This is a genomic window from Halarsenatibacter silvermanii (assembly GCF_900103135.1).
GTDB lineage: Bacteria > Bacillota > Halanaerobiia > Halanaerobiales > Halarsenatibacteraceae > Halarsenatibacter > Halarsenatibacter silvermanii.
This window is the reverse complement of record NZ_FNGO01000052.1, coordinates 1-3,544: the sequence shown is the minus strand read 5'-3', so window position 1 is coordinate 3,544 and position 3,544 is coordinate 1. Positions and strand designations below refer to the sequence as shown.

Below are 3,544 nucleotides of genomic sequence, written 5' to 3'. Positions count from 1 at the left end.
AGATCCAAATATGTTTTCTTGAATCCACTGGCTTCCACCTGTTTTTTGATTGATATCATTATTATAATACATGTGTTTGCAGAGGTCAAGTATTTGTGCAAAAATTTTACATTTATATTTTGATTGGGCAAATGGAGCAACAAAAAGATGATATCACCCCTATTATATGATATAATTTAATTGATTACAGGGTAATTACGATAAATTATCATAGTCTGCTGTTGATTATGGTAAAATTGAAAGGGTGAAAATGTGTCTAAAACAGAGGATGAGATTTCTTATTGGATTGAAGCGTCGGATTACGATTTAGAAACTGCTAAATCAATGTTGGATACTAAAAGATATTTATATGTAGGTTTTATGTGCCATCAGGCAGTCGAAAAAATATTAAAGGGGTTGTATGTAAGTAAATATGAAAAAACTCCACCATATACCCATAATTTAACGAGATTAGCTAAAGAAACCGATATATATAGTAGACTTGATGAAAAAAAACAATATTTCCTTGATGTTTTAGAACCGCTTAATATAGAAGCACGTTATCCTTCTGATAGAGATAAGCTTTTGGAATCTTTAAATAGAAATCGCTGTGATGATTTATTGAGCAGGACAGAGGGGTTAATAAAATGGATAAAGAAAAAGCTTTAGAGGTCACCAGGGAATATGCGAAAATAGTTACAAAGCACTTTTCTGTAAAAGAAGTAGTATTGTATGGTTCATTTGCCGAAGATAGGGCCCGTGAGTATTCAGATATTGATGTTGCAGTTATAGTTGATAAATTAGAACGGGATATTTTAGATGCTCAAACATTGTTATTCAGGTTAAGGCATGAAGTTGATGTGCGAATTGAGCCAGTATTGCTGGAAGCTGGTAAAGACAAAAGCGGGTTTTTAGAAGAGGTATTAAAAACAGGCATAAAAGTATATTCTTCAGAAATATCTGTTGAATGAAAAAATGTCCTTCCATGAAATCTATCGCCAGGAAAATCACACCTGAAAGGAGTGATGATATGGAGACTATTGCTGATGAATTACGGGAAAAAGGAAAGGAAGAAGGTAAAAAAGAAGGTAGAAAAGAAGAATTGGTTGATGTTTTAAAAACTTTTTTGGAAGATAGATTTGGGGAAATTCCAGATGAGATATCTACCAAAATAGAAAATAGCAGCATGGAAGAATTAGAAAAGCTCAAGGATAATTTCTTTAAAATTGAAAATATAGAGGATGTAGGAGAAATACTTGAATAAAGATATATTTTAATGAAATGATCGTGAAGTAATTAAAGGATGATAATATGGAGACCATTGCTGATGAGCTAATGAAAAAAGAAAAAAAGATATGGTTATTAAGATATTAGAAAAAAGAATAGGTGAGCTGACTGATGCTTTAGAAACTGCAGTCTGTGGTGAGAAACATAGACTGTAGTTTTGTATTTTTGAGCGCTATCTTCCCATCAGCGATGCTGCTGAAGTGGCCGGGAGATGGCTTTAATCCCCTCAACTATTATAGAAAGAATATTTTCCAGCAACTCATCTATCTGGTTAATTTGATAATGGATTTTATCCTTCATTTCCTCTTTATCATGAGACATTTAATAATTTCCCCTTCGACCTAAGATATTCAGCGAAATCTTTATCTCTATCCAGGTCAATTAGATCCACTGGATAATCGAGAGCAAACATCAGCTCGCTGTAAACTTTAAAAAATTTGTCAGGTGGACAACCTTTAACTGCTAAATCTATATCAGAAGAATCTTTATCCTTATCAAGAATAGAACCATAGACATAAATTTCATCACAGCCAGCTTCTTTTAAAATTTCTACAGCTTTATCAACTTGATCTTGATGCTCTCTGGGGATTACATTTTCCATGTTTTTAGCCCCCTGTAAAAGATAACTAACAATTTTCAGCCTCAACTTTGTTTGAAATATTTTAGGCAGCAATGTAACAATTAAGAAAATTTATTTTTCAAGTATATTTCGTATAGCTTCAGGAGATTCGATTTCAAAAATATTGTCTATAAGAGTATCAATACCGTCTTTATCAGTTTCTTCAATTTTATCTTTAATATCATCAGAAAGAGATTGAGAAAATTTATTTTCTAGTGCTCTAATTAAAAATTCCTTTTTGCCTATATATTCACCTTCTTCCTGGAGGGATTCAAACAGGTTCATGGTATCAGCATACCTCAGTCAAGAATTTCCCGAACATCGTCATAGGAGTTGATTTCAAAAATACGATTAGTGAGTTCAACAAGCTTTATTTTATCAGCTGAGTTCAGTTTATCATCAATATCTTCTGGTAAAGGTTGATTAAGTTTATTTTCAAGTAGCTCAATTAAAGTATTTGCTCTTTCTTCCTTCTGAATAGTATCATAGAGACTCATAATTTCCTCACTCCTTTCAGGATAGGCCTGTTTGGCAATATCAAAAATATTTAACTCCTGAGCTAAAAATGACACCTTGGCCTGATAAAGCAAGAAGACCTGCAAAAATCTGACTCTTAAAATTTCAGATGACCAATATGGTTCCCGGAATATCTTAAGGCAATTTTTGAATCTTTCATTGGCCTCTTCGATATCTTCAGCGTTGGCAATTCTCAATGCCTCAATGAATATTTTAAGTTCAGGTTTGGTAGTATCATCCAATAAATCTGCAGCTTCATCCAAATCCGTAAAAATATACTCAAACTCTGGAGTATAATTTTCAAATGGCGTTATATCACCATCCAGGACCTCGGATAATTTACCGGGAATGTTCCATTCACTGCTGCCATGATAGAAAAGAATCGGTATTATCTGCTTTGTTTCACCATCTTTGAAGTTATCAAAGTAAGCGTTGGTGATATACCTTAATAGTTTTAGTGGCGTTATTTTGTCAGGAGAAGATTTATGCTCGAATAAAAGAGATATAACAGCTCCTTCTCCAGTGGTTTTATTTATTTTGTACACGAGATCAGAAAAAGTCTCTCCAATGAGATCATCTACGTAATTGGCTTTGGTGGCTTCCAGAGTTTCATAATTTAAAGCTTCGCTTAAATCTTTGGATAGAATATAATCAAGATACTCTTTCATGATATCAGGTCTGCCGAGACTCCATTTGAACAATCTATCATGAGGATTTTTGATTTTGGCTGGATCAATATTTTCTATTTCTCGCAGAAATTCCTGGCTGATGTTGTTATTTTCTTCTGTCATTAATGTCTCGCTCCTATCTGTATTTAAATTATATCACATTTATCAGCACTATAGAAAGGCCTGGCTGCATCTGGATTTTATATGTAAAAATATGAAGATCTTCTTATCTTCGGTTAATAGGTGTGTAAAACCTCATTTAGTTGTACTGGAAGATATAAAGCTTCGTTCACAATGAAATTTTTCCCCCGATCTTATACGATATTTATCAACTGATAACAAGAAGATCCAAATATGATTTGTTGAATCCACTGGCTTCAACCTGTTTTTTGATTGATATCATTATTATAATACATGTGTTTGCAGAGGTCAAGTATTTTTCAAGGATTTTACATATATATTTTCCATCGGCTTT

7 protein-coding genes are annotated in these 3,544 nt (G+C 33.0%); 3 read left to right on the top strand and 4 right to left on the bottom strand.

The window, feature by feature from the left end; all coding sequences use genetic code 11:
- Window positions 1–252 precede the first annotated feature (252 nt).
- The 3 genes from BLT15_RS12840 to BLT15_RS12830 are packed head-to-tail and all read left to right on the top strand — an operon-like array spanning window position 253 to window position 1,243.
- Complete coding sequence (locus BLT15_RS12840) at window positions 253–648, top strand: HEPN domain-containing protein (protein ID WP_089762462.1); 396 nt, start codon at window positions 253–255, stop codon at window positions 646–648.
- Window positions 627–950: a nucleotidyltransferase family protein gene (locus tag BLT15_RS12835; RefSeq protein WP_089762460.1), complete on the top strand. Its 324-nt coding sequence runs from the start codon at window positions 627–629 to the stop codon at window positions 948–950. Before BLT15_RS12840 ends, BLT15_RS12835 begins: the two co-directional genes overlap by 22 nt.
- 14 nt (window positions 951–964) lie before the next feature.
- A complete protein-coding gene (locus BLT15_RS12830) occupies window positions 965–1,243 on the top strand; it encodes a DUF4351 domain-containing protein (protein WP_159429968.1) in 279 nt (92 codons plus the stop codon).
- A gap of 206 nt (window positions 1,244–1,449) precedes the next feature.
- Here BLT15_RS12830 and BLT15_RS13370 read toward each other — a convergent pair whose 3' ends face one another.
- From BLT15_RS13370 to BLT15_RS12815, 4 genes are all read right to left on the bottom strand, one after another.
- The gene (locus tag BLT15_RS13370; protein ID WP_159429967.1) at window positions 1,450–1,587 is read right to left on the bottom strand and encodes a hypothetical protein; all 138 of its coding nucleotides are present in this window, start codon (window positions 1,585–1,587) and stop codon (window positions 1,450–1,452) included.
- A complete protein-coding gene (locus BLT15_RS12825) occupies window positions 1,577–1,867 on the bottom strand; it encodes a hypothetical protein (RefSeq protein WP_089762456.1) in 291 nt (96 codons plus the stop codon). The genes BLT15_RS13370 and BLT15_RS12825 overlap by 11 nt, the downstream gene beginning before the upstream one ends.
- Before the next feature lie 90 nt (window positions 1,868–1,957).
- Window positions 1,958–2,170 carry a hypothetical protein gene (locus BLT15_RS12820; RefSeq protein ID WP_089762454.1) on the bottom strand — a complete coding sequence of 71 codons (213 nt, stop codon included), beginning with the start codon at window positions 2,168–2,170 and terminating at the stop codon, window positions 1,958–1,960.
- A 14-nt stretch (window positions 2,171–2,184) separates the two neighbouring features.
- On the bottom strand, window positions 2,185–3,192 hold the full coding sequence (locus BLT15_RS12815; RefSeq protein WP_089762451.1) for an Rpn family recombination-promoting nuclease/putative transposase: 1,008 nt from the start codon (window positions 3,190–3,192) through the stop codon (window positions 2,185–2,187).
- Window positions 3,193–3,544: the final 352 nt, after the last annotated feature.